This window comes from Desulfovibrio sp. 1214_IL3152, from assembly GCF_036763055.1.
GTDB lineage: Bacteria > Desulfobacterota > Desulfovibrionia > Desulfovibrionales > Desulfovibrionaceae > Desulfovibrio.
Genome location: NZ_JBAIYW010000219.1, coordinates 1 through 3707, shown reverse-complemented (window position 1 = coordinate 3707; position 3707 = coordinate 1). Strand labels below are relative to the sequence as shown.

The 3707-nt window shown below is 58.9% G+C and carries 4 protein-coding genes; 3 read left to right on the top strand and 1 reads right to left on the bottom strand.

Annotated features, from left to right (window positions below; translation table 11 throughout):
- Positions 1-110 precede the first annotated feature (110 nt).
- On the bottom strand, positions 111-1067 hold the full coding sequence (locus V6C07_RS04665) for a UDP-glucuronic acid decarboxylase family protein (protein ID WP_333535203.1): 957 nt from the start codon (positions 1065-1067) through the stop codon (positions 111-113).
- A 448-nt stretch (positions 1068-1515) separates the two neighbouring features.
- On the opposite strand from V6C07_RS04665, the gene V6C07_RS04660 reads away from it, so the two are divergent.
- From V6C07_RS04660 to V6C07_RS04650, 3 genes are all read left to right on the top strand, one after another.
- Positions 1516-2337 (top strand): TatD family hydrolase, encoded by an 822-nt coding sequence (locus tag V6C07_RS04660; RefSeq protein WP_333535202.1) that lies wholly within the window; start codon positions 1516-1518, stop codon positions 2335-2337.
- A 124-nt stretch (positions 2338-2461) separates the two neighbouring features.
- Positions 2462-2611 carry a hypothetical protein gene (locus V6C07_RS04655; RefSeq protein WP_333535201.1) on the top strand — a complete coding sequence of 50 codons (150 nt, stop codon included), beginning with the start codon at positions 2462-2464 and terminating at the stop codon, positions 2609-2611.
- 177 nt (positions 2612-2788) lie between these two features.
- The gene (locus V6C07_RS04650; protein ID WP_333535199.1) at positions 2789-3625 is read left to right on the top strand and encodes a phosphate ABC transporter substrate-binding protein; all 837 of its coding nucleotides are present in this window, start codon (positions 2789-2791) and stop codon (positions 3623-3625) included.
- The last annotated feature ends 82 nt before the right edge of the window (positions 3626-3707 follow it).

The following is a 3707-nucleotide window of genomic DNA, read 5'->3' as shown; positions in this document are numbered from 1 at the left end:
CGCCGGAGAGGGCAGCAGCGCGAGCAGGGCCATGGCGGCGGCAGCCGCCGCCAGGACAAGCAGAGTTATGATAAAGAGCGTCATGGCATAGGTTGGCTTTCGGGCAAGGGTCAGGCCATGCCCAGTTTTAACATGCTGTCAAAGTAGGCGATGGTTTTTTTCAGCCCGTCTTCCAGTTTGACCTGCGGTTCCCAGCCAAGTTTTTCGCGTGCCAGGGTAATGTCGGGCCGGCGCTGTTTGGGGTCATCACCGGGCAGCGGTTCGTAACTGATCACAGACTTGCTGCCGGTCATGTCCACAACTTTCTCGGCCAACTCGCGAATGGTGAATTCGCCGGGGTTGCCCATGTTCATCGGGCCGATGAAGTCTTCGGGAGAGGCCATGAGGCGCACCATGCATTCGATAAGGTCGTCCACATAGCAGAAAGAGCGTGTCTGGCTGCCGTCGCCATAAATGGTGATGGGCTGGCCCTTAAGCGCCTGAATGATAAAGTTGGATACCACGCGCCCGTCGTTGGGGTGCATTTTGGGGCCATAGGTGTTGAAGATGCGCCCCACCTTGATGGGCAGGCCGCTCTGCCGCCAGTAGGAGAAGAACAGGGCCTCGGCGCAGCGTTTGCCTTCATCGTAGCACGAGCGGATGCCGTTGGGGTTCACATGCCCCCAGTAGTCTTCGGTCTGCGGGTGTATTTCGGGGTCGCCGTATACTTCGCTGGTGGACGCCTGATAGATACGCGCCTTGACCCTTTTTGCCAGGCCCAGCATGTTGATGGCCCCGTGGACGCAGGTTTTGATGGTCTGTACCGGGTCGTGCTGGTAGTGGATGGGAGAGGCCGGGCAGGCCAGATTGTATATCTCGTCCACTTCCACATACAGGGGAAAGGTTACATCGTGGCGGATCAGCTCGAACCTTCTGTTGTCGAGAAATTCCTCAACATTGGCGCGGGCGCTGGAAAAGAAATTGTCCACGCAAAGAACTTCATGCCCTTCGTTGAGCAGCCTTTCGCACAGGTGCGAACCGAGAAAGCCCGAACCGCCCGTGACCAGTATACGTTTACGGAGATGCATATTTCCCCCGGAAAAAGTGGTGTGAGACCAAAAGTGAAGCAATGTTGCCTTGAATCCGTTCCGGCGGCTGCTCTGGCAGCCGCCCGCCACAAAGGCGCAAGCACACTATATTGGCGCAGATGGACGCCGCAGTGGGCATTGTAAGACTTTGAGCATGTATGTTCTCAAACATAAAATGTTTTTAGAGCAATTTCACTTTGAAATTGCTCTGGCAACTGCGTGAGCAGACGCCCGTCGCAGAGGCGTAAGCGCAATTTATTCGCGCTGTTACGCGCCGAAGCGGGCGTTTTGCAAGCATTGAGAATGGATATTCTCAATGCAAAAATGCTCTAGGATAGCAAAACCGGTTCAGCATAGCCCCATTGTTCTGTCTTGGCAATGGCGTTGCCGCCGGGCCTTGCCCTTGCCCTTGGCGGCACTCGTTGGTATGTAACGGCGCGAGGTAAGCATGTCGAAAAAATCCACTAACCGCATTGATCCCGTTTCCGTTCCCTTGCCGCCGGAAGGCGTCGACAGCCACGCCCATCTGGACGGCGAGGAGTTTGACCTGGACCGCGAAGCCGTGCTGGAAAGAGCCGCTGTCTGCGGCATCAGCCATGTGGGCAACGTGTTTCTCAGCCCCGACCACTTTGCCGCGCGACGACATTATTTTGCGGAGCATCCCCAGGTTTTCTTTTTGTTTGGCGTTCACCCCTGCCACGGGCGCGACTGCACGCCCCAAGTTATCGAAGCCATGCGCCGCGCTTTTGCGGAAGAGCCGCGTCTCAAGGCTGTGGGCGAAATCGGGTTGGATTTTTACTGGGACGATTGCCCCCGTGAGGTGCAGTACGAGGTTTTTACCGCGCAGCTCAGGCTGGCCCGTGAACTGGAGCGCCCTGTGGTGATCCACTGCCGCGAGGCGGAGGAAGAAACACTCATGGTTCTTGAGTCGCAGGGTTTTGCCGGGTATCCGCTGTTGTGGCACTGCTTCGGCAAAGGGCCGGATCTGGCCCGCCGCATCGTGAGTAACGGCTGGCATGTGTCCGTACCCGGCCCCGTGACCTACAGGGCCAATGAGGAACTGCGCGCAGCGGTGGCCTGCATTCCCTCCGACCGCCTTATGCTGGAAACGGACGCCCCGTATCTTGCCCCCGTACCCTGGCGCGGCAAGCGCAACGAGCCTGCCTTTACCGTGTTTACCGCGCGGGCGGTGGCGGAAGCGCGCGGACAGGATGCGGAAGAGCTTTGGCGGCAGTGCGGCGTCAATGCCAGGCGCTTTTTTGGATTATAAACGTTTTTGTGCTGTTCTGCCTGTGCGTTTCGGCCCCGGCACAAAAAACGTTCCTTCCGGGCGGACGGCGGGGCGTGCTCCGGCGCGGCTTGACCGGTTCCCGCCCATCAGATAGACCCGAGGTATGAGCATTTCCTCCAGGTTCCATAGGGCCTCACCACAAAGCATTGGCCGTGCCGCCCTTGGGGCTTTCACGGCCAATGCGGGCAGCATGCCGCATATGGCGGCGATGGCCGCCCGTGAAGCTCTGTTCTCTATTTCCGGCGTCACCTGACCGTCTGTCGGGTGGGGCTGGATGTCTCCCTTGCTCGGTTAGCGGGCGGTTTTCGTACTGCGCCGCGAGGGCGGCTTTCCATTTTTCATCCGACTCCCGGCGACGTGGTCGCGTCTGTTGCTGTACACTGCGTGGTGCGTCCGCGCTTTTTGTTCACGCTAACCGTAGGAGACTGTCATGAAACGTGGAATTCTTGCGGCTGTTCTGCTGATGTGCGGCCTTGGCACGGCCTTTGCCGCTTCGCCCTCTGACCCTCTGGACGCTTTTAAGGGGCAGAAGGGGGTTGTGGATATTGCGGGCGGCACGGCACACATTCCTGTTATGAAAGAGGCCGCCAAGCGGATCATGGCCGTTAACCCCGGCATCCGCATTACCGTGGCGGGGGGCGGCTCCGGCGTGGGAGTGCAGAAAGTGGGCGAGGGTATTGTGCAGATCGGCAATACCGGCCGCGCCCTCAAGCCTGTGGAAGTGGAAAAATACGGCCTTGTGACCTTTCCTTTTGCCATTGACGGCGTGGCTGTGGCCGTCAATCCGGCCAACAAGGTCGCAGGGCTGACCAGGGGGCAGGTAAAGGATATTTTTTCCGGCAAGATCGGAAACTGGAAGGAAGTGGGCGGCGCTGACGCTCCCATATCCCTCTATGTGCGCGAAGACGGCAGCGGCACGCGCGAAACCTTTGAAGAACGCGCCGTGGACAAGGACACTCCTTCCATCAAGGCCAATGTGGTCAGTTCCAACGGGGCCATGAAAACGGCCGTCAGCCAGGATCCCAACGCCATCGGCTATGTGGGTATCGGCCATCTGGACGACAGCATAAAGGGAGTAAGTATTGACGGTGTGGCCCCCAGCCAGGAAAACGCCGCTTCAGGCGAATACAAGGTCACGCGCCTGCTGTACATGAATACCAAGGGTGAGCCGCAGGGCATCACCAAGGCATTTGTGGACTATATTTTCACTCCCGTCGGGCAAAAGATCGTGTCCGGCGCGGGCTACATCCCCTATGCCAAAAAATAGGGCGTTTTTCGCCCGCCAGGCCGGAAGCGCTACGGCGCTTCCGGCTGCGGCCCCCCGCATGCCGGACCACACGGACAGCCCC

Coding starts and splice junctions, on each gene's coding strand:
- V6C07_RS04665 (WP_333535203.1), bottom strand. CDS start 1,067: ATGCATCTCCGTAAACGTATACTGGTCACGGGCGGTTCGGGCTTTCTC.
- V6C07_RS04660 (WP_333535202.1), top strand. CDS start 1,516: ATGTCGAAAAAATCCACTAACCGCATTGATCCCGTTTCCGTTCCCTTG.
- V6C07_RS04655 (WP_333535201.1), top strand. CDS start 2,462: ATGAGCATTTCCTCCAGGTTCCATAGGGCCTCACCACAAAGCATTGGC.
- V6C07_RS04650 (WP_333535199.1), top strand. CDS start 2,789: ATGAAACGTGGAATTCTTGCGGCTGTTCTGCTGATGTGCGGCCTTGGC.